The sequence below is a fragment of the Mesorhizobium sp. P5_C1 genome, assembly GCF_054049815.1.
Genome location: NZ_JBFULQ010000045.1, coordinates 1 through 21,162, shown reverse-complemented (window position 1 = coordinate 21,162; position 21,162 = coordinate 1). Strand labels below are relative to the sequence as shown.

At 63.9% G+C, this 21,162-nt stretch carries 20 protein-coding genes; 10 read left to right on the top strand and 10 right to left on the bottom strand.

Features of this window, described 5'->3' with window-relative positions:
* Nucleotides 1-189 (top strand): helix-turn-helix domain-containing protein (locus tag ACXJ7R_RS06295; protein WP_457151050.1); only part of this gene is annotated, 189 nt, incomplete at its 5' end.
* Nucleotides 190-280: 91 nt separating this feature from the next.
* Here the strand turns inward: ACXJ7R_RS06295 and ACXJ7R_RS06290 are convergent.
* A complete protein-coding gene (locus ACXJ7R_RS06290; RefSeq protein ID WP_457151049.1) occupies nt 281-2,068 on the bottom strand; it encodes a cation:proton antiporter domain-containing protein in 1,788 nt (595 codons plus the stop codon).
* Nucleotides 2,069-2,555: 487 nt separating this feature from the next.
* Between ACXJ7R_RS06290 and cysG the strand changes: the two genes are divergently transcribed.
* The 7 genes from cysG (at nt 2,556) to ACXJ7R_RS06255 (ending at nt 9,980) form a co-directional block, all read left to right on the top strand.
* Entirely contained in the window at nt 2,556-4,007 is a 1,452-nt protein-coding gene (cysG, locus tag ACXJ7R_RS06285) for a siroheme synthase CysG (protein WP_457151048.1), read from the top strand.
* Nucleotides 4,004-4,309, top strand: coding sequence for a DUF2849 domain-containing protein (locus tag ACXJ7R_RS06280; protein ID WP_457151047.1), 306 nt, complete (start codon nt 4,004-4,006; stop codon nt 4,307-4,309). The genes cysG and ACXJ7R_RS06280 overlap by 4 nt, the downstream gene beginning before the upstream one ends.
* Nucleotides 4,310-4,351: 42 nt before the next feature.
* Nucleotides 4,352-6,022, top strand: coding sequence for a nitrite/sulfite reductase (locus ACXJ7R_RS06275; RefSeq protein WP_457151046.1), 1,671 nt, complete (start codon nt 4,352-4,354; stop codon nt 6,020-6,022).
* Complete coding sequence (locus ACXJ7R_RS06270) at nt 5,997-6,764, top strand: phosphoadenylyl-sulfate reductase (protein WP_457151045.1); 768 nt, start codon at nt 5,997-5,999, stop codon at nt 6,762-6,764. The genes ACXJ7R_RS06275 and ACXJ7R_RS06270 overlap by 26 nt, the downstream gene beginning before the upstream one ends.
* A gap of 166 nt (nt 6,765-6,930) precedes the next feature.
* Entirely contained in the window at nt 6,931-7,464 is a 534-nt protein-coding gene (locus tag ACXJ7R_RS06265) for a DUF934 domain-containing protein (protein WP_457151044.1), read from the top strand.
* A 96-nt stretch (nt 7,465-7,560) separates the two neighbouring features.
* Entirely contained in the window at nt 7,561-9,168 is a 1,608-nt protein-coding gene (locus ACXJ7R_RS06260) for a GMC family oxidoreductase (RefSeq protein WP_457151043.1), read from the top strand.
* A gap of 191 nt (nt 9,169-9,359) precedes the next feature.
* A complete protein-coding gene (locus ACXJ7R_RS06255; RefSeq protein ID WP_457151042.1) occupies nt 9,360-9,980 on the top strand; it encodes a DJ-1/PfpI family protein in 621 nt (206 codons plus the stop codon).
* Nucleotides 9,981-10,089: 109 nt separating this feature from the next.
* On the opposite strand, the gene ACXJ7R_RS06250 is transcribed toward ACXJ7R_RS06255, so the two are convergent.
* From ACXJ7R_RS06250 to ACXJ7R_RS06240, 3 genes are all read right to left on the bottom strand, one after another.
* Nucleotides 10,090-11,109 carry a fatty acid desaturase gene (locus ACXJ7R_RS06250; protein WP_457151041.1) on the bottom strand — a complete coding sequence of 340 codons (1,020 nt, stop codon included), beginning with the start codon at nt 11,107-11,109 and terminating at the stop codon, nt 10,090-10,092.
* 161 nt (nt 11,110-11,270) lie between these two features.
* Nucleotides 11,271-11,648, bottom strand: coding sequence for a hypothetical protein (locus tag ACXJ7R_RS06245; protein ID WP_457151040.1), 378 nt, complete (start codon nt 11,646-11,648; stop codon nt 11,271-11,273).
* A 98-nt stretch (nt 11,649-11,746) separates the two neighbouring features.
* Entirely contained in the window at nt 11,747-11,947 is a 201-nt protein-coding gene (locus ACXJ7R_RS06240) for a hypothetical protein (protein WP_457151052.1), read from the bottom strand.
* Nucleotides 11,948-12,186: 239 nt separating this feature from the next.
* Between ACXJ7R_RS06240 and grpE the strand changes: the two genes are divergently transcribed.
* On the top strand, nt 12,187-12,819 hold the full coding sequence (grpE, locus tag ACXJ7R_RS06235) for a nucleotide exchange factor GrpE (RefSeq protein ID WP_457151039.1): 633 nt from the start codon (nt 12,187-12,189) through the stop codon (nt 12,817-12,819).
* Nucleotides 12,820-12,927: 108 nt separating this feature from the next.
* Nucleotides 12,928-13,560 (top strand): trimeric intracellular cation channel family protein, encoded by a 633-nt coding sequence (locus tag ACXJ7R_RS06230; RefSeq protein WP_457151038.1) that lies wholly within the window; start codon nt 12,928-12,930, stop codon nt 13,558-13,560.
* Between the two features lie 86 nt (nt 13,561-13,646).
* On the opposite strand, the gene olsB is transcribed toward ACXJ7R_RS06230, so the two are convergent.
* The 6 genes from olsB to ACXJ7R_RS06200 all read right to left on the bottom strand — a co-directional run bounded on the left by olsB (nt 13,647) and on the right by ACXJ7R_RS06200 (nt 20,662).
* Nucleotides 13,647-14,522 carry a l-ornithine N(alpha)-acyltransferase gene (gene olsB / locus ACXJ7R_RS06225; protein ID WP_457151051.1) on the bottom strand — a complete coding sequence of 292 codons (876 nt, stop codon included), beginning with the start codon at nt 14,520-14,522 and terminating at the stop codon, nt 13,647-13,649.
* Nucleotides 14,523-14,727: 205 nt separating this feature from the next.
* Complete coding sequence (locus tag ACXJ7R_RS06220) at nt 14,728-17,010, bottom strand: ATP-binding protein (RefSeq protein WP_457151037.1); 2,283 nt, start codon at nt 17,008-17,010, stop codon at nt 14,728-14,730.
* Between the two features lie 143 nt (nt 17,011-17,153).
* Nucleotides 17,154-18,143: an acrylyl-CoA reductase (NADPH) gene (gene acuI / locus ACXJ7R_RS06215; RefSeq protein WP_457151036.1), complete on the bottom strand. Its 990-nt coding sequence runs from the start codon at nt 18,141-18,143 to the stop codon at nt 17,154-17,156.
* A 57-nt stretch (nt 18,144-18,200) separates the two neighbouring features.
* The gene (gene lspA, locus ACXJ7R_RS06210; protein WP_457151035.1) at nt 18,201-18,698 is read right to left on the bottom strand and encodes a signal peptidase II; all 498 of its coding nucleotides are present in this window, start codon (nt 18,696-18,698) and stop codon (nt 18,201-18,203) included.
* 13 nt (nt 18,699-18,711) lie between these two features.
* Nucleotides 18,712-19,569, bottom strand: a complete 858-nt coding sequence (locus ACXJ7R_RS06205; RefSeq protein WP_457151034.1) for a TrmH family RNA methyltransferase — start codon at nt 19,567-19,569, stop codon at nt 18,712-18,714.
* Between the two features lies 1 nt (nt 19,570).
* Nucleotides 19,571-20,662 carry a class I SAM-dependent methyltransferase gene (locus ACXJ7R_RS06200; protein WP_457151033.1) on the bottom strand — a complete coding sequence of 364 codons (1,092 nt, stop codon included), beginning with the start codon at nt 20,660-20,662 and terminating at the stop codon, nt 19,571-19,573.
* Nucleotides 20,663-21,162: the final 500 nt, after the last annotated feature.

Sequence of the window (21,162 nt, the reverse complement as noted above, 5' to 3'; positions counted from 1 at the left end):
CAGCAACTGCATCTGATCGTCGCGATACGGGAACTGGCCTCTGGCGCGAGCGTGCAGCAGGTCTCGGCAGATCTCGGCTACGAGTCCGTGACGGCCTTCATCACCATGTTCAAGAAGGCGCTAGGCAAGCCGCCTGCACAGTATCTCAGCAGCGTTGCGCAGAATGGCGGCTCAGCATTCGTTGCGTGATCAATTCGATTGAGGGCGGACGGTTGAGATCGACGATGCAATCTGTCGCCGGCCATCGGCCAGTGGCGACCCGTGATCGTTCTGGATCGGCTCAGGCAGCGGACGGTTCAGAGGCCTCGGGTGGCTTGTGCCCAAGCACCTCTTCGACGATGCCGCGGGCGATCTCGCGCTCGCCCATGATGACCGTGTCGGCGCCGAGCCCCTTGAGATGCTCGACCTCGGCGTCGGAATGGGCGCGGGCGATGACGTTGATGCCGGGGTTGGCGGCCCGCGCCCGCAGCACGATCTGGCCGGCCTCGAAGGCATTGGGGATGGCCAGGATCAGCCGCCTAGCGCCTTCAGGATTGGCGGCGGCGAACACTTCGGCATTCGCCGCATTGCCGGATACGGTCTCGATGCCGTCGGCCTTCAGCCTGGCCAGCGTCTTGTCGGCATCTTCGATGACGAGGAAGGGCAGGGCGGCCTCTTTCAGCGCCGCGCCGACGAGGCTGCCGACACGGCCATAGCCGATCAGGATGGCGTGGTTGGTGAGAATTGTCCTGGGCGGCGGCCCGTCTTCCCTGTTGGTCGTCGCCGCGACCGAGGCCACCTGGCCGGGTTCCGTCGCCGGACCGAGCGGCTTTGCCTCGACTGGTGGCGCCGTCTTGGCGGCGCGGGCTTCAAGCCACGGTTTCATCCAGTCGATGGCCAGGAACATCAGCGGGTTAAGGACGATCGACAGGATGGCGCCTGCCAGGATCAGGTCGCGGCCTTGTTCGGGCAATAGTTTCAGCCCGACACCGAGTTCGGCCAGGATGAAGGARAATTCGCCGATCTGGGCCAGGCTKGCCGAAATCATYAGSGCCGTSGCCAGCGGATAGCCGAAGGCRATGACGATGACGAAKGCCGCCAGYGAYTTGCCGATGACGATGATGGCGAGCGTCGCCAGGATCGGCCAGCCATTGCTGATCAGGCTGAACGGATCGAACAGCATGCCAACCGAAACGAAGAACAGCACGGAAAAGGCATCGCGCAGCGGCAGCGATTCCTCGGCGGCGCGATGGCTGAGCTCCGACTCGCTCATGATCATGCCGGCAAAGAAGGCGCCCAGCGCCAGCGAAACCCCGAACAGCTTGGCCGCGCCAAAGGCGACGCCAAGCGCAATGGCCAGCACGGCGAGCCGGAACAGTTCGCGCGAGCCGGTGTGGGCGACATAGTGGAGGATCCAGGGGATGACCCGGCGGCCGACGACAAGCATGACGACGACGAAGGCGGCGACCTTGGCCAGCGTGATGCCAACGACGCCCCAGATGCCGTAGCTGGCCGGCAGCGACAGCACGCCGCTCACATGGGTGTCCGCCTGCTCCTGGCCGCCGAGCACGCCGGCAAGGGCCGGCAGCAGCACCAGCGCCAGCACCATGGCCAGATCCTCGACGATCAGCCAGCCGACGGCGATGCGGCCGCGCTCGGTCTCGATCATCCGCCGCTCCTGCAAGGCGCGCAGCAGAACAACGGTCGAGGCGACCGAAAGCGCCAGGCCGAAAACCAGGCCCGCGCCCATCGACCAGCCGAGCATCCAGGACAGCCCGGCGCCGAGCGCGGTGGCAAAGCCGATCTGGACGATGGCGCCGGGCACGGCGATGGCGCGCACCGACAGCAAATCCTTCAGCGAGAAGTGCAGGCCGACGCCGAACATCAGCAGGATGACGCCGATTTCGGCGAGTTCATTGGCAAGGCCGGCATCGGCGACGAAGCCGGGCGTGTTCGGCCCGACCAGCACGCCGGCTACGAGATAGCCGACCAGTGGCGGAATGCGGAAGCGGTTGGCGAGAGCCCCGAAGACGAAAGCCAGCCCCAGACCGGCGACGATGGTGGCGATAAGGGGCGTGTCATGCGGCATTGTCTATGGAGCGCCTTTCAAACCAGAAATGTAGGATGTGCGCCGCCCGAAGCCGCCGCCTGTTTGCAATATGGTGGAAGGGGTGTCGACGATGCAACCCGCAAGCGCGCGAAATCGACGGCGAGAGGCGCAGAAAACAAATAGCCGTCAGAATTCACGCAGATCAAGTCACCACCTGATCGAAAAGGGCAGCGATTTTGCTGCCCTACATGGGTTTTGGTAAGGGTGGCTTTAATCTACCAAATTGGTAGAATTTAGAAAAAACTGTTTTGCGATATTTTCCGTCGGGCGCTAAAAGAGGCGCAAATGAAGGCCTGCGGCAGCAGCTTGAATCCGCCCCATGTGCCAACGAGGAATATTATTCTCTTGGCCGACAGGCTTTCAGAAAAGCGATTGCATCCCGCCAAGCGATGCGCGAGTGCGTTCCTTCTGGTTTTTCGCGCCCGCGCGTAGAACTGCAGGCCCGTTCAGGATTACGCTCGCGTCCATGCCGCACACTGTTCCCAAGCTCAATGCCTTCCCCGTCTTCCTGCGGGTCGAGGGGCAAACCGTGGCCATCGTCGGCGGCGGCGACGAGGCGCTGGCCAAGGCGCGGCTGATCGGGCAGTCGAGCGCGGCCCTGCGCATCATTGCGGAACACGTCGAGCCCGACCTGTTGGCCTTCATCGCTCAGGCTGGCGCGAACCATGTGGCCGCCACGTACGACGTGTCGCAGCTCGAAGGCGCGGTCATGGTGTTTGCGGCCAGCGGCGACGACGAACTCGACCGCCGCGTGGCCGCGGACGCGCGCCGTCTGGGGATCCCGGTCAATGCCGTCGACCGGCCGGAGCTCTGCGATTTCTTCACCCCGGCGCTGGTCAACCGCGCGCCGGTTGCCATCGCCATCGGCACGGAAGGGGCAGGCCCGGTGCTTGCCCAGATGCTGCGCAGCCGCATCGACCAGCTGCTGTCGCCGTCGCTTGGGCCGCTGGCAACGCTTGCCGCGTCGTTTCGCGGTGCTGCCGAGAAACTGCTGCCGAAAGGCAACGCCCGTCGCCGCTTCTGGAGCGACTTTTTCGGCGGCGCGCCTGCCCATGCCGTGGACGCAGGCCAGCTGTCGCAGGCGCATGACGCCGCCGTCGATCTTCTGCTTTCAAACACGCCACCTTCGGGCCATATCGCGCTCGTCGGTGCCGGTCCGGGAGCCGAGGATCTTTTGACCTTGCGCGCCCACCGCCTGCTGATGGAAGCCGATGTCATTGTCCATGACGCGCTGGTACCGGAAGCAGTCGTTGCCATGGGACGTCGCGATGCCGAGCGCCTGCCGGTCGGCAAACGCAAGGGCTGCCACACCAAGAGCCAGGCCGAGATCAATGCGCTGCTGGTCGAGCTTGGGCGCCAAGGCAAGCGTGTCGTGCGGCTGAAGTCGGGCGATCCACTGGTGTTCGGTCGGGCCGGCGAGGAGATGGCGGCACTGCGTGATGCCGGCATCGCCTATGAGGTGGTTCCGGGTGTTACCGCAGCCTTCGCCGCCGCCGCCGATTTCGAATTGCCGCTGACCTTGCGCGGCGTTTCCTCGTCGATGGTGTTCACGACCGGCCATGACCTCAAGGGCAATTCGCTGCCCGACTGGGCCAAGCTTGCCATTTCGGGCGCGACCGTCGCCGTCTATATGGGCCGCTCGGTGGCGGCCGAGGTTGCCGGCCGGCTGATCGAGGCCGGTCTGTCGCCCGACACGGCGGTGGCCGTGGTCGAAAATGCCAGCCTCGCCAATCGCCGCCGCTTCCACGGCACGCTTGCCGACCTGCCGTCGCTGGAAGCGCGTGCCGATCTTTCCGGCCCGGTCATGACCATCATCGGCGATGCGGTTGCCGGCGCCAACTTTGAACGGTCCGAGCCGCTTGCGGCTCACAGGCATGCAGGCGTGTCCGCAGCTGCCACTGAGGGAGTTCAGCAATGAAGATACTGACCGCCAACCGCCTTAGTGATGGCATTGCCGTCTGGTATGCCGATGGCGGCTGGGCCGAGACGGTAGACCATGCCGACCTCGCGCACGACAAGGCGGCCGAGGATCGGCTGGAGGCGATCGGCGCCAAGGCCTATGCAGACAACGAAGTGCTCGACGTCAATTTGATCGACGCCGATGTCGTTAACGGCATCGTCGAGCCGGTGCGGTTGCGCGAGAAGATTCGCGCCGCCGGCCCGACCATCCGCAACGATCTCGGCAAGCAGGCTGCCAAGCAGGCGACTCGGGCAGCTTAACAAGACACCAGGCATGGGCGGACGCGCCCTGAAAGACGAAGCATGTACCGTTACGATGAGTTCGACCACGATTTTGTCCAGGCCCGCGTCGCCGAGTTCAGCGACCAGGTCCAGCGCCGCCTTGCCGGCGAGATCACCGAGGACCAGTTCCGGCCGCTGAGGCTGATGAACGGCGTCTATCTTCAGCTGCACGCCTACATGCTGCGCATCGCGGTGCCCTATGGCACGCTGAACGGCAAGCAGTTGCGCATGCTCGGCCACATCGCCCGCAAATACGACAAGGGCTACGGCCATTTCACCACGCGCCAGAACATCCAGTTCAACTGGCCAGCGCTGTCTGACATCCCGGCGATCCTGGCGGATCTGGCAAGCGTCGAGATGCATGCCATCCAGACCAGCGGCAACTGCATCCGCAATGTCACCGCCGACCATTTCGCCGGTGCCGCCGCTGACGAGGTCGCCGATCCGCGCCCCTATGCGGAAATCCTGCGCCAGTGGTCGTCGGTGCATCCGGAATTCTCGTTCCTGCCGCGCAAGTTCAAGATCGCGGTGACAGGTGCCGAACGTGACCGCGCCGCCATCCAGACCCACGACATCGGCCTGCACCTGAAGAAGAACGCCGCCGGCGAACTCGGCTTCGCCGTGTATATCGGCGGCGGCCAGGGCCGCACGCCGATGGTGGCCAGGAAGATCCGGGACTTCCTGCCGGAAGCCGACCTTCTGTCCTACTGCACGGCGATCCTGCGCGTTTACAACCTCTATGGCCGCCGTGACAACAAGTACAAGGCGCGCATCAAGATCCTTGTCCACGAGACCGGCGTCGAGGAAATCACCCGCCAGGTCGAGGCCGAGTGGCAGGAACTGAAGGACGCCGAGCTGAAATTGCCGGATGCYGATATCCGCGCCATCCAGGCCTATTTCGCGCCTCCGGCGCTCAATGACCGGCCGGACGGCGACGCAGCGGTTAAGCTGGCGCGCCTCGATTCGAAGAGCTTTTCCGATTGGCTCGACCAGAACGTGGTGACGCACCGCCATCCCGACTATGCGGCGGTGACCATTTCGCTGAAGGGCATCGGCGAGGTGCCGGGCGATGCCTCCGACAGCCAGATGGAAGCAGTCGCCGACATCGCCGAGAAATACGCCTTCGACGAGCTTCGYGTCAGCCATGAGCAGAACCTGATCCTGCCGCATGTGGCGCGCGCCGATCTCAAGGCGGTCCATGACGCACTGGTCGACATCGGGCTGGCGACGGCCAATTCCAACCTGATATCGGACATCATCGCTTGCCCGGGCCTCGACTATTGCGCGCTGGCGACGGCGCGCTCGATCCCGATCGCGCAGGAAATCTCGCGCCGCTTCGCCTCGCTGGAGCGGCAGCGCGAGATCGGCGAACTGAAGCTGAAGATCTCCGGCTGCATCAATGCCTGCGGCCATCACCATGTCGGCCATATCGGCATCCTCGGCGTCGAGAAGAAGGGCTCCGAGCTCTATCAGGTGACGCTGGGCGGCTCGGCCGACGAGAATACTTCGGTCGGCGAGATCATCGGTCGCGGCTTCAGCTCGGAAGAGATCACCGACGCCATCGAGCAGATCGTCGAGACCTATCTCGGCCTTCGGCTCAACCCACAAGAAAAATTCATCGACGCCTACCGCCGAGTCGGTCCCGCGCCGTTCAAGGAGGCGCTCTATGCTGGCGAAGCCAAGGCCGCTTGACCAGATCGTCGACGTCGTCGATGACGGCATAGCTGCGAAAGCGGCGGGGCTCGATGCGCTTTATGGCCATCTGACCCCGCTAGAGATCATCGAACGCTCGGCCCGCGAACTGTTCCACGACGAGATCGCCGCGGTGTCGTCATTCGGCGCGGATTCGGCCGTGCTGCTGCACATGATCTCCAAGATCGACCGGACGCTGCCGGTCATCTTCCTCGACACCGGCAAGCATTTCGAGGAGACGCTCAGCTATCGCGACGCGCTTGCCGCCGATTTCGGGCTGCCCAACATCCGGGTGATCAAGCCCGAAGAAGCAGCGCTCGAACGGATCGACCCGACGGGCAATCTGCACCAGAGCAATACCGACGCCTGCTGCGACGTGCGCAAGGTCGAGCCGCTGGCGCGTGGCGTTGCACCTTTCCGCGCCTGGTTCACTGGCCGCAAGCGCTTCCAGGCCTCGACCCGGGCAAGGCTTCCTGTGTTCGAGGCGGTCGGCCCGCGCATCCGGATCAATCCGCTGGCGCACTGGACGACATCGGACCAGGCGGACTACATGCGCGCGCATGCGCTGCGCGAAAATCCGCTGGTCGCCTATGGCTATCTGTCGATCGGCTGCTTCCCGTGCACGCAGCCGGTGCAGCCCGGCGAGGACGCGCGCAGCGGCCGCTGGGCCGGTCATGCCAAGACCGAGTGCGGCATTCACCTGTCGGGACTGGAAAAGTCGCTGACCGACGCATCGCTCTAGGGTATGTGATATTCAGGTGATGCCGGCCTGCAAATGGCGGCTTCCTGCGCTTCCGGTGCTCACGTACTTTGGTACGCTCCGCTCCGGTTCTCGGAAGCCACCATTTTCGTCTCGGCCTGACCTGAATTTCAACATCCTGGGATTCTTTGGGCTTTAGGAATTTTTGATGACCGAACCGACCACACCGGAGACCCGCCTCTGGACCCCGACGGGTTTTCGCGAGGACGAGTGGGCTCATGCCGAAGGCGCGGACGCGCTGTCCGGCAATGGCCGCTTCATCCTGCCGCTGCAGGCGTTCCTCGCTCTCGACCCGGAGGTGCGCCGGTCCGCCAGGGAGCGGCTCGGTGTCGCGCTGCAGCCCGGCGACCAGCTCGAGAAGATCGCTGATCTGCTAGACCAATTGTCGCTGGTGGCGCTGGCCTTCCCGGCCTTCAGCGATGGCCGTTCCTTCTCCAAGGGCGAATTGCTGCGCAGCCGCTATCATTTCGAGGGTGCGGTGCGCGCCACCGGCCAGGTGCTGGTCGACCAGTTGCCGCATATGCTGCGGCTCGGCTTCGACGAATTCGAGATATCTAACCCGGTGCTGTTGAAACGGCTGGAAGAGGGCCGCACCGGCGGGTTGGGGCTCTACTACCAGCCAACTGCCATGCCGGAGCCCAGGGGACCAAACTATTCCTGGCGGCGCGTTCGCGTCAGCTGACGCAGCGGTAATTCCGCGTGCCTTTACAACGCCTCTGATAGGGCCTTCTCTTGGCCATCCGGACGGAAACATCCGCCGGGTGTCCGGGAGGAGATCATGGATTTCGACTATGTCATTGCCGGTGGCGGGTCCGCCGGCTGCACGCTTGCCGCGCGGCTCTCCGAAGATCCATCGAAAAAGGTATGCCTGATCGAAGCCGGCGGCGAGGGTACAAACCTGCTCATCCGCGCGCCGGCAGGCGTCATAGCGTTGTTGCCGGGCCGGCCGAAGATCAACAACTGGGCCTTCGAGACGGTGCCGCAGCCAGAGCTTGGCGGCCGCAAGGGGTACCAGCCGCGCGGCAAGGCGCTGGGTGGCTCGAGCGCCATCAATGCCATGCTCTACACACGCGGGCACCGCAGCGACTATGACGAATGGGCCAATCTCGGCTGTGACGGCTGGTCATGGGGCGAGGTGCTGCCTTATTTCCGGCGTGCGGAAGGCAATCAGCGTGGTGCGGATGCCTTGCACGGTGGCGAGGGACCATTGCGGGTCGCCGAGCAGCAGGAGCCGCGTGCGCTCTCCAAGGCCTTTGTCGAGGCCTGTGGCGAAAACCAGGTCCGGCGCAACGATGATTTCAACGGCGTCGAACAGGAAGGGGCCGGACTTTATCAGGTCACGCAATTCTGGGGCGAACGCCGCAATGGCGAGCGCTGTTCGGCTGCCGCCGCCTATCTACACCCGGCCATGAGCCGGCCAAACCTCACCGTTGTCACCGGAGCGCACGCCACGGGTATCGTCCTTGAAGGCAAGCGGGCTGCCGGCGTGCGTTATCGCGCTGGCAAGAATGAAGCCGTTGCGAAAGCCAGGCGCGAGGTCATCGTCTGCGCCGGTGCCTTCGGCTCGCCGCAGCTCTTGATGCTGTCCGGGATCGGCCCGGCTGTCGAGCTTGCAGCCCACGGAATTCCGATCGTCCATGAACTGCCCGGCGTCGGCAAGAACCTGCAGGACCATCTTGATTTCATCATGGGCTGGAAATCGAAGTATACCGACATGATGGGCATTGGCCTGCGCGGTCTGCCTGGACTGCTGCGGCATCTGCGGCGCTGGCGCAGGGATGGCGGCGGCATGATCGCCACGCCCTACGCGGAGGGCGGCGCCTTCCTCAAATCCGACCCGGCGATCCACCGTCCCGATCTGCAACTGCATTTCTGCATCGCCATCGTCGATGATCATGGCCGCAAACTGCATATGGGTTATGGTTTTTCCTGCCACGTCTGCGTGCTGCGGCCGCATTCGCGCGGCGAGGTCGGGCTGTCGGCGCGCGACCCGCTGGCGCCACCGCGAATCGATCCGCGTTTTCTGTCCGACAAACGCGACGCCGAACTGTTGCTCAGGGGTGTCAGAATGATGCGCGGCATATTGGAGGCGCCGGCGCTGGCCAAATACCGCGCCAAGGAAATCTACACCGCCGGCGTATCGAGTGATGCCGAGCTGATGACCCATATCCGAGCCCGCGCCGATACGATCTATCACCCGGCGGGCACCTGCAAGATGGGCATCGACGACATGGCGGTGGTCGATCCGCAGCTCCGCGTGCGCGGCATACGGGCCTTGCGGGTGGTCGACGCCTCGGTGATGCCGACGCTGATCGGCGGCAACACCAATGCACCGACCATCATGATCGCCGAAAAGGCGGCGGACATGATCAAGGCGGTGGCCTGAAGGAGTTCTGGTCGAACCAGTGTTGCTAATTTCGCCTGTTTTGAAGCGATCTATGGCGATGCCATCCCCGGCCGACGGGAACTGGTCTTACCAACGGGGGATTTGTGCTTTCCCTTTCGCCTTCCTGCCCTTAGGATAGGTCCATTATTTCATCATCCGAAATAAATGTGGCCACAAGGGAGGAACCGGGAATGGCTGGCAAGAAGATATTGATGCTCGTTGGCGAGTTCAGCGAGGAGTACGAGATTTTCGTCTTTGAACAGGCCATGCATGCCGTTGGCCATACGGTGCATGTCGTGTGCCCCGACAAGAAGGCCGGCGACATCCTGAAGACGTCGCTGCACGACTTCGAAGGCCACCAGACCTATACGGAAAAGCTCGGCCACGACTACATCCTCAACAAGACCTTCGCCGAGGTGAAGCCGGACGACTATGATGCCGTGTATGCGGCGGGCGGGCGCGGGCCGGAATACATCCGCATCGACAAGCGGGTGCAGGGGCTGGTGCGGCATTTCCATGAGGCCGGCAAGCCGATCTTCACCATCTGCCACGGCGTGCAGATCCTGATCGCCGTCGACGGCGTGGTGCGGGGCCGGGAAGTCGCAGCGCTTCACTATTGCGAGCCGGAGGTGACGCTGGCCGGCGGCATCTACATCGACGTCGCGCCGACCGGCGCCCATGTCGACGGCAATCTTGTTTCAGCCAAGGGCTGGCCGGGCCTGTCCAATTTCATCCGCGAATGCCTGAAGGTGCTGGGCACCGAGATCCGCCATGGCGAGATCCTGATGCGCGAAGAGCGTCAGGCGGCCTGACCCGCCGGGCAATTCCAGGAAAAGGGTGAAAGGTTTTCCGTCCGGAATTGCGTCAAGACAAATCCAGGATTTGCCAAATGCCGCCGCGCCGTATGGTGCGGCGGTCTCTTTATGCCGCCAGCGCCTCGCGGAACGACACCAGCTTGCGGCGGTTCTCGTCCCACAACGCCAGTTTGACGCAGCGCAGGCTGTCGAGCAGCGTGACGCGACCGATGCCGCGCAGTTCCGGATAATCCCGCAGCACTTCCTGCAACCGGTAGCCCGGCACCTTGGCGGAGAGGTGGTGGACGTGGTGGACGCCGATATTTCCGGTGAACCAGTTCAGCACCGGCGGCAGGTCGTAGTAGGACGATCCGTGCAAGGCGGCGTGTTGGAATTCCCAGTCCGCATCCTTTGCCCATTCCGTCTCCTCGAACTGGTGCTGGACGTAGAACAGCCAGATGCCCGCCGAACCGGCAAGGATGACGATCGGGAGATGGACAACCAGGAACGCGCCGGGGCCGACGAACCAGATGAGGATAGCCGCCGCAACCGCGATGCCAAGATTGGTGGTCATTGACGACACCCAAGGCGTCAGGCCGCCACGCATCATGCCGACAGGCAGCCTTTGCTCGAAGATGAACAGCCAGATCGGTCCCAGCCCGAACATCACCAGCGGGTGACGATAGAGACGGTAGGCGAGACGGCCCCGCCATGACAATTGCCGGTATTCGGCAACGGTCAACGTCCTGATGTCGCCCATGCCGCGCTCGTCAAGATTGCCAGCGCTGGCATGATGGGTCGCGTGGGCGCGCCGCCAGCAGTCGTAGGGCGTCAGCGTCAGGATGCCGAGCGCGCGGCCGATCCAGTCGTCGGCATAACGATTGGCGAAGAAGGAACCATGKCCGCAGTCGTGCTGGATCATGAAGATGCGCACCAGAAACCCGGCCGCCGGAAGAATGAGGACCAGACCCCACCAATGACCGTAGGAGTAGGCGGCCGAAGAGAGCGCCCAGAGCGTGACGAAGGGAATAAGGGTGATGGCGAGTTCGAGCGCGCTGCGGCGCCTATCCGGCTTCTTGTAGCGTGCCAGAATCTTCAGCCAGGCGCGCTTGCTGTTGGCAGCCGCCTCAGGGGAAATCATGTTCATCAGGAATCATAGGCGGGGTGTCCCGCCACCGCAAGACAGGGATCACGCAAAATTACTGTGCGTAATTGTCGCGTGGCACGGCGGTCGACCCGGTCAGTCCCAACTTGACCCAGTCGACGATTCACCCTGGAGCGCCGGGTTTTTCTGCTTTGGGGCGATCACTACTCCCGATCGAGGATGGGGCAGCCGCGCTCGGTTCCAAAAGTCACGCGCACGCGGTCGCCATACTGTCTGCCCCGGACGGTGATCTCGCGGCGGCCGATGGACTCTATCCTTGCCCGGCGAATGCCCATCCGTTCCGCCTTGTCGAGAGCCCGGTCTTCCGTGCAGCCTCGTGAGTGGCGACGGTCGCGCCAGTCGTCGCTGCGGACATCGCAATCGTCGTAGTTGGGATCGCAATCTGGCAGGAGCTTCAGCCGCGGGCCATGTTTGCCCAATTCCAGCTGCAGGCTCTCTGCCTGTGACGGAAAGGCCACCAATGCAACGGCGCCAAGGCCGACAAGCGCCGACAGCAATGAGGTGGTCGAAACCTTGCGCACTACGTCCTCCATGTGAATCATAACGCATCCATCACTAGATGGTTCGGCTCTCTCAGGCTATTGCCGATGGAGGGTTGTTGCCAGATCGATCGTTGCGCTTACTGCCGGCGCCAGCCGGCGTCGCTGTCCTCCACCCCGTCGAGGCGATCGAGCAGCTCCCTGAGGCGGTCGGGAATGTCGGTCTCGGTGCGGAAGGCCGGCAAGGTACGCAGAAAGCGCGTCACCGCCTCGGCACCGAACTGGCGCCTGACCTCGGTGGCCAACCGTTCTCCCTTTTCGCCTTTGTTGCGGGTCATAATCTCAAAATCCTGTGTCAGCTTCGAAACTCCTCCAGCAGGGGAATGGTTCCCGCACCACGCCTTTGTGGCAAGCAAAGCCGTCATTTAAGGTAAAGCTTGAATTAAGATCGAAAGACCGTGCCGTTCGTTGCCCCGCCCTGGTCAAGGGCCTCTACCATCGCTTACCCCTTGATTTTTGGCCGCCAAACCTCGATATCGGGCTCAAAATCCATATCATTCGAGATTGACGGGAAACGGCGATGAGCGACCAGGCAAAAGACGAACGCGCGCCCGATGAAGTCGAGGCGACCGAGGCCAATGCCGAGCGCACGGAAGGCAGCATCGATGGCGACTATGAAGCCCTTGTGCGGCTGCTGAAGGAAAATGAGGATCTGAAGGACCGCGCGCTGCGCGTCGCGGCCGAGATGGAAAACCTGCGCCGCCGCACCGCGCGCGACGTGCACGACGCGCGCACTTACGCGGTGGCGAATTTCGCGCGCGACATGCTGTCGGTGTCGGACAATCTGCGCCGTGCGCTCGACGCCATCCCGGCTGAAGCCAAGGCATCCGGGGACGCCGGCTTCAAGGCGCTGATCGAAGGCGTCGACCTCACCGAGCGCGCCATGCTGTCGGCGCTGGAACGGCACGGGGTCAAGAAACTCACGCCTGAAGGCGAGAAGTTCGATCCCAATTTCCACCAGGCGATGTTTGAAGTGCCCAATCCGGATGTCCCTGCCAACACCGTGGTCCAGGTCGTCCAGCCGGGCTATTCGATCGGCGAGCGGGTGCTGCGCCCGGCCATGGTCGGCGTCGCCAAGGGCGGCCCGAAGTTTGCCGCGGAAGCCCCAGTCGAGCCTGGGCCTGTCAATGAGCAGGCCGAGAAGGATGCCTGACGAGAGCGAGTAGCGAATAGGGGGTAGCGAGTAGGAAATAGTTGATAGCGGCCAAGTGGCTTCGTGCTATTCCCTATTCGCTACTCCCTTCTTGCTATTCGCTCACTCATGAACCCCATCGCTCTTCTCGACTATGCCGGCGTCGCCGTCTTTGCCGCGACCGGGGCGCTTGCTGCTTCACGCAAGCAGCTCGACATTATCGGTTTCCTGTTCCTGGCCAGCGTCACCGGCATCGGCGGCGGCACGTTTCGCGACCTGATCCTCAACGTGCCGGTGTTCTGGGTGGGAAACCGGGACTACCTGCTGATCTGCGCGGTGGTGGCGGTGGTGGTGTTCTTCACCGCACACCGTGTCGAATCCCGTTACAAGCTGCTGCTCTGGCTCGACGCAATCGGCCTTGCCGCGTTTTCCGTGATGGGCGCGGCCAAGGGGCTCGCCATCACCGGCTCGCCGGCGGTGTCGGTGATCACCGGCATGCTTACCGCTACATTCGGCGGTATCCTGCGTGATCTTCTGGCCGGGGAGCCTTCGGTGCTGCTGAAGCCCGAAATCTATGTCACGGCCGCGCTCGTCGGCGCTGCCATCTTTACAGCAGGCGATGTGGCTGGCTTACCGCAGATTGTCTCAGGATGGGCCGGCTTCGCCGCGGCGTTCGCCGTGCGCGGCGGCGCGCTTCGCTTCGGCTGGGCGTTTCCGCCCTACAAGAGCCGGCCCGGCCGGCGACCGGAAGATATTCCGTGAAAAGAGGGAATAGCGAATAGGGAGTAGCGAATAGCGGTTGTTGCCGCGCAACTCCGGCCACGACGTCCTATTCGCTATTCGGCTGTTCACGCAGCGAAGCGCTGGGCTTCCCCGCCATAGTAGTTGACGTAGCGGGCGCCGATTTCCTTGACCGGCATCACGACGAACACGTCGACCGTTGAGAATTCGCGGTCGATGACGCAGCCATCGCCGATGCGGGCGCCGACGCGCAGATAGCCCTTGACCAGCGGCGGCATCGCCGCGATCGCCGCCTTGGCATTGACCGCCTCGATCGGCATCAGATCCATCGAACAGTAGCGCCCGGACACCGCGCGCACGTCCCAGGCCGAATTCGTCCGGCAGTGGTGGGCGAGATAGGTAAGCGCCTCGGCATGCGCCGCCGGCACAGTGCCGTGGAAGGACGCGCAACCGGTCATCACACCGATTTCGTAGTGGTTGATATAGGCCCAGATACCTTGCCACAGCGCCTCGATGGTGCGCTTCGAACGATATTCAGGCAAAACGCAGGAGCGGCCGAGCTCGAGAAAACGCTGACCGGGGTGACGGGCGATAAGCTTGGTCAGCTCGAATTCACCTTCGGAATAGAAGCCTCCAGCGGCGGCCGCGATTTCTTGCCGCAGCAGGCGATAGGTGCCGACGATACGTCGATGTTCGGGGCCGGAAAGCGAAGTATCGAATACGAGCAGATGGTCGCAGAGCGGATCGAACCGGTCGGCGTCACGGCGATCCGGCGCCTGGAACAAATCCTTCCTGGCGCCGAGTTCATCGTAGAACACCCGGTAGCGGACTTCCTGCGCGGCCGCGATCTCGGCCTCGTTGCGGGCGAGCCGCACTTCGAGATTACCGATACGGCCGAGTGCTGCGCCCTTTATGACGGAATCGACGTTACGTCCGGCAAGCAAGGCGCTGCTGGCGTTCGGCCGAGTGTCACATTCCGGCATAACTGTATGCACGAGGATTCTCCTTCGAGCCATCCCTCTTGGCACGGGGATACGGTGTAGGTGCAACAGGATTGTGACAGTACCGTGATACGACGTCGTGGGCAATACTTCGTCGGCTGGCGAATACGGTCAACCGGCTACGTTACGCCAGCGGGCGGGGTGGATGGGCTGTCGAAGTTCCTGACCTTCGGCTCGGGATCATGCCCTAGGCCGCGACCTGTCCCTCGACGGCATTGACCAGCGCGTCAGGGTCGAGTGGCTTGGTAACGAAGCCGCTGGCGCCATGGGCAAGCACCGCATGGCGGGTCTTTTCCTGGCTATCAGCCGACAGCACCATGATCGGCACCGGCGGCACGGCGGTCTCCTCCTCGTAGCGGCGGATGGCGGCAATCGCGTCCAGCCCGTCCATGACCGGCATGTGAAGGTCCATCAGAACCACGTCGAAGCGATGGTTGTGCCCGGCGCCGGTGACAGCCTCGACGGCGGCCTTGCCGTTGCCGACCACCTTGACGCGATGCCCGGCCTTCAGCAGCGTGGCGCGGGCAAGCATGGCGTTGATGTCATTGTCCTCGGCGATCAGCACCGACAGGCCGCGCTGGCGGTTGCCGACGGCACGAAACGCGGGCGCGTGGCGGTTTTCCGGCTGCGGCGGGGCGAGGGCGGGAGCATTGCTGCTCAACAGCACACGCAGAAGCGTTCCGCCACGCACCGGCCTGGCAAGGAAGGTCGCGTAGCCGCTGGCGCGGAACTCGCCAAGCATGCCGCGGTCGGTCGGCGCGATCAGCGTGATGGCCTCGCAGTCGGCGAAACCGCTCTGGCGAAGGCGCTTGAGCAGCCTTCCATCGCTCGCTTCCATCGCCGCGTCGACCAGGAGCACATCGCAGCCGTCGGCGAAGGGCGCGGCCTGCGCGACGGTGATGGCGACATCGACCGCGCCGCCATTGGCGCGGATGGTGCGGGCGATGGCATCGGCCTCGACGGCATTTTTCGACAGGATCACCGCGCGCTTGCCCGAGAGCGCGTTCTGCCTGCCCTGCGGCGCTTCGGTGGCCGATATTACCGGGATTTCAAAGACGAACTCGGATCCCTGACCGAGCCGGCTCGATACTGAAATCGTGCCGCCCATGGCGGCCACCAGGCGTTTGGAGATGGCGAGGCCGAGGCCGGCCCCGCCATGCGTGCGCGTTGAGGTGCCGTCGGCCTGCTCGAACTCCTCGAAAATGCGCTCCAGGTCGTCTTCGTGCAGACCTGGGCCGGTGTCGGCGATAGTGAAGCAGATGCGGTCGGTCGTTTCGGTGCGCGCGCGTGCGATGCTCACCAATACACCGCCGCTGTCGGTGAACTTGATGGCATTGCCGATGAGGTTGAGCAGCACCTGCCTGACCTTGCCCGGATCGGCGGTGATCAATTGCGGCACGTCGGGTTCGACATGGCAGCCCAGCCCGATATCCTTGGTGAAGGCGCGGGCAGCCAGCAATTCGACGATGTTGTCGGCGATCTCGCGCACCGACATCGGCTGCGGCTCCGGGTCGAAGCGCCCCGCCTCGATCTTGGAGTAATCGAGTAGATCCTCGATCAGGGCGAGCAATGCGCTGGCCGAGGTCGAGACGGCGCCGACATAGGTCTGCTGTTCCGGCGACAGCCTGGTGTCGGCCAGCAACCTGGCCATGCCCATGATGCCGTTCATCGGCGTGCGAATTTCATGGCTGACCGTGGCGAGGAAGCGCGATTTGGCCTGGCTGGCGTATTCAGCCCGCTCGCGAGCGGTGATAAGCGAGGATTCGGCGCGTTTGCGGGCAGTGATGTCGCGCGCGATGGCGCGATGCGAAACGGCGCCGCTGTCCTTGTCGCGCACCGACAGTTCGATCCACGAAAACCAGCGCGGACCGCTCGGCGTGCGGATGGAGACATCGGTGGAACTCAGGCATTCATGATCGGAAAAGGCGGCATCGGGAACGATGCCGACATCGATGCCGAGTTCCGCCAGGGTCTTGCCGGCGAGGTCGCGTTGATCGCTTTGGACGAGGTCGGCGAAGATCTTGTTGGCATAGACGATGTAGCCATCGCGGTCGCGATGAATGACGAGGTCGCCAAGTGCGTCGATCAGGCCGCGAAAGCGCTCCTCGCTCTCCTGCATTTCCCACATGCGGTCGGCCAGCGTCTCGATCTCGGCGCGGCTGCGGGCGGTGGTCTCGTCGAGCAGGACCGCCGTGCGCTGTTCGCTCCGCCTGACGCGCAGATGCAGGGCAACGCCGGCTAGGCCGACTGCCAGCAATGCGACGCTGATAAAGATCGGTGCTCCGGTCAGATGCGCAAGGCCTGCCAGCACGACGATGGCGGCGAAGGCCAGCAACGGAAGGCCTTCGCGCCCGGCGGGTTCGGGCTCTGGCACCAGCGGCGGCGCGGCGACAAAGCGCCGCGTTGGCGTCGGCGCCGCATCGACGTCTTCGCCCGTGTCCACCTGTTGGCTGCCGGATTCCGCGATCATGCGAAACCCTTGCCAGATAGAGATTATGGAAAATTGCGGCGGATCGTTCGAATTTTAGCGGATGAGTGCTTTTCGCCCCGGCGGTGGTGGATTTGCCGGCACACGTGGCAATTCCGTCCGCCCTCTCAGGGCAGTCGAGCGGCTCACATATCCACGACGACGCGCCCGCGGATCTTGCCGTCGACGATGTCATGGGCGGCATCGATGATGCCGTCGAAACCGATGGTCGTCGCCAGGCTGGCAAGCTTCTGCAGATCGAGGTCGGTGCCGATGCGCCGCCATGCTTCGAGGCGGACTGCCTTCGGCGCCATCACCGAATCGATGCCCAGCAGCGAGACGCCGCGCAGGATGAAGGGGGCGACGCTCGCTGGCAGGTCCATGCCTCCGGCCAGGCCGCAGGCGGCGACCGCGCCGCCATAGGAGGTCATCGACAGGACGTTGGCCAGCGTGTGGCTGCCGACCGCGTCGACGCCGCCGGCCCAACGCTCCTTGGCCAGCGGCTTGGCCGGCTGGGCAAGCTCGTCACGCGATGTCACTTCGGCGGCGCCAAGGTTGATCAAATAGGGACTTTCGGCGTTGCGGCCGGTGGAAGCAACGACATGGTAGCCGAGGCTGGACAGGATCGAGACCGCGACCGAGCCGACGCCGCCTGCCGCCCCTGTCACCACCACCGGGCCGCGATCGGGCAGGATGCCGTGCCGTTCCAGCGCCATGACGCAGAGCATGGCGGTATAGCCGGCGGTGCCGACCGCCATCGCGTCATGCGGGCTCATCCCTTGCGGCAGCGGCACCAGCCAGTCGCCCTTGACGCGGGCGCGGCCGGCGTAGGCGCCGAAGTGGGTTTCGCCGACGCCCCAGCCGTTCAGGATGACCTTGTCGCCGGTGCGCCAGTCAGGATGGGAAGACGAGATGACGGTGCCGGCGAAATCGATGCCCGGCACCAGCGGCCAGCGGCGGATCACCGGCGCCTTGCCCGTGATTGCAAGGCCGTCCTTGTAGTTCACCGTCGTCGCCTCGACCGCGATGGTGACATCGCCTTCCATCAGGTCGGCCTCGGTGAGATCGGTCACGGCTACCGACTGCTTTTTCTCGGCGTCACGCGAAACGAGGATGGCTTTGAAGGTTTCGGGCATCTCTTTCTCCGCGATCTTGTTTGGCGACATGGACTGTGCGGCGATGGCCGCACGGGGTCAATCTTTGGAAGACTTGGCATTCGAAGGTCTGGGCTCGCGCCGCCAGCCGAACAGTTCGTCGAAGACGACCAGGGCCGCGCCCACCGAGATGAAGGCATCGGCCAGGTTGAAGACGGCGAAGGACCAGACCGGCGTATGGAACAGGATATAATCGATGACATGGCCGTATATGGCGCGGTCGATCAGATTGCCGAGGGCGCCGCCGACGATCAGAGCAAAGCCGGTGCGGGCAAGGATCTGGGACGGCGCGATCCGCGTCGCCAGGAACAGCACGAAGGCAACGACCGCCAGCGAGATGACAATCAGCCCGGTGTCGCCGAAGGTCGAGAACATCGAGAAGGCGATGCCGGTGTTGTAGGTGCGAAACAGCGCCAGGAACGGCACGAGATCGAGCTTTTCCTGAAAGGGCAGGCCGGTCTCGACCAGGTGTTTTATCCACTGATCGAGCGCTATGGCCGCGACGACGAGCAGCGCGTAGGGGGACCATGATCTCACGGGCGGGCAACCTTCATTGCTGGTCCACGATTGGTTCGAGCTTCAGCGCGCCGCGCCGGATCTCGAACAGCATTATGCCGGTGGCAACGGCAAGATTGAGCGAATCGGCGCGGCCAGCCTGCGGAATTCTAAACAGCCTGTCGCAACTCGCCGCCAGGCTTTCGGGCAGCCCCTGCTGCTCGTTGCCCATCATCAGCAATACCGGGCCGCGGGAAAAGTCGACCGAGCGGTAATCGACCGCGCCTTTCAGGTGGGTGCCGGCGACAAGGCCTGAAAATCCGCCTCGCCAGGCAAGGAAGGCCTCGGTCGTCGCCTTGGCCACCGGCACGGCAAAGATCGAACCCATGGTGGCGCGCACCGTTTCCACCGAAAAGGGATCGGTGGTGTCGCCGACCAGGATGACACCCTTGGCGCCGACAGCATCGACGGTGCGGATGACGGTGCCGAGATTGCCGGGATCGCGCACCCGGTCGAGCGCCACCCAGACATCGCCATTGTCGGCGCGGATATCCTTCAAGGCCAGGAATTTTTGCGAGAAGACCCCGACCACCATTTGCGGATTGTCGCGGCGGGTGATGGCGACGAGAACCTTTTCCGACACTTCGAGCACCGTGCCACCGGCGGCAACGGTGCGTGCAGCGACCTTCTCCACCGCGGCGTTGCCGCGCCCGGCCTTGGCGAAAACCAGTGTCCTGATCTGCCAGCCGAGATCGAGCGCATCGATGACCAGCTTCAGCCCCTCGGCCATGAAGGCATTCTGCTGGTCGCGGAATTTCTTCTGGGCGAGCGCCTTGATGTCCTTGACCAGCGGATTGGCGAGGCTGGTGACTTCCTTCACCAGCCCGGGTGCGCCTGCATGCCGCTCGTTCATTTCAGGCCACCCAACGCGAAAACAATGAGGTCGAAAGCGCCCGGCCGGCGGACTTTTCACGGATGATGAGCTCTCCCGATTCGACCGTGCCGCCCATGCCGGCAAAGGTGTCGCGCATCAAGGCATGGATGGCGAAGAAGGAGGCGCGGATCGAATAGGCGGTGAGCACCATGGCGAGTGGTTTCGGTGTCAGGATCGCGCGGCAAAGGTCGGTCAAGTCAGGCAGGTCCTCGAACAACTGCCAGACCTCGCCCTTCGGGCCGCGGCCATAGGCCGGCGGGTCGAACAGGATGATGTCATAGCGGCTGCCGCGGCGCTCCTCGCGCTCGGCGAATTTCACCGCATCGTCGACGATCCAGCGGATCGGCTTGCTGCCGAGCCCGGCCATTTCCTGGTTTTCGCGGGCCCAGCCGATCGCCTTCTTCGAGGCATCGACATGGGTGACCTCGGCGCCGGCGCGGGCCGCCACCAGCGAGGCAAGACCGGTATAACCGAACAGGTTCAGCACCTTGACCGGCCGCTTGGCCGCAGTGATCAGCCCGGCCATATGGTCCCAGTGCGAGGCCTGCTCCGGAAAGACGCCGACATGGCGAAACGAGGTGAAACGGCCGAGATAGTCGATGCCGTCATGCTTCATCGGCCAGGTTTCGCCGAGCGGCGTCTTCGGGAACCGCCAGCGGCCGATGCCTTCCTCGTCGGTATCGCCGGTAAAAATGGCGTCGGCTCGCTCCCAGTCCTTTGCCGGCAAGGCCTTTTGCCAGATTGCCTGGCCCTCGGGCCGCACGATGCGGTAGGGGCCGTATTGTTCGAGCTTCTGCCCGGCGCCGCTGTCGAGCAGCGCATAATCGGCATTCGGCGCCACTTCGAGGATCACGGGGAGGTGCTCGGTGGGCAGGGCGCCATCGCGCCGGGCAAGGATGCGCGGCGCCGATTTCGGCTCGGAGCGGTCGTCGGCTTTCGCCTCAAGCCGCTCGCGCGGCTGCGGTTCCGGTCTGGCGGGAGCGCGGCCGGCCTGCGGACGTGGCTGGTCCCCCGCACCCTTCGCGGATTGATGCGGACGGTTGTCGCGGCGTTTGTCGCGAAAAGACTTCAAGCGTGAGCAACTCCGAGCGGCGTGGCCGCTTTTGGCATGCGGACAGCGGCGGTGCAATAAGCGATGGCCGCAGGTCGATTGGCGCAGGCCTGAAGCCTTCGCGTTCGAAACAGTGCGGCGGGTGTTGCAGCATTGCGCTTGTTTTTCCACGCGCTTCGTTTATGAGGCCCGGATTGTTTTCTGGAATGGGAGCGAAAGATGACGAACATCTTCACCGCACACCCCTCGAGGGTTCCGGCGTAAGCCAGCATCTTGCTGACTGCCGCCGGTCGAACGGACGCCTGACGGCGTCCGATTTCTGACCTGTATCCAGAAGTGTTCCATCATGGGCAATTTGATTGGGGGCTCAGGCTCCTCTTCGCCGCGCGTTGTCGCGACGGCGCATATCCAGCATTGTTTTTCACCGCGTACCTGGATCGAAGGAGCAGCACTTCAGCAGCTGAAAACCGTTGCGGCTCTGCCCGGCGTTACCTCGGTTGCGGCGTTCCCCGACCTGCATC